At 36.0% G+C, this 242-nt stretch carries 1 pseudogene; it reads right to left on the minus strand.

The features are described 5' to 3' along the window. Positions 1–242: pseudogene (locus CWB80_RS22685) on the minus strand (fused response regulator/phosphatase); the annotation flags it as partial.

The following is a 242-nucleotide window of genomic DNA, read 5'->3' on the forward strand; positions in this document are numbered from 1 at the left end:
TTAAACATAGCAGAAGGCGATAAATGAAAATCTAAATGGCTAGGGAATGACTGTTGGGTTTCAAGCGAGTTATTAAAAATGAGCTCGACAATTTCATGCTCACGTTCAACTTGATTTTGATCGTACTCAAGTTGTAAATTCTGCTCTCTTGCTTTTTGACTTAGATTGCGAATGCGGCTGTGTGATTTAATTTTCGCAATTAAGATTACCTCTTGGAATGTCTTTTGTAAAAAGTCATCGCA

Origin of the sequence: Pseudoalteromonas sp. S1650, assembly GCF_005887195.1 — a bacterium.
In the GTDB taxonomy this organism is placed as follows: Bacteria; Pseudomonadota; Gammaproteobacteria; order Enterobacterales; family Alteromonadaceae; genus Pseudoalteromonas; species Pseudoalteromonas simplex.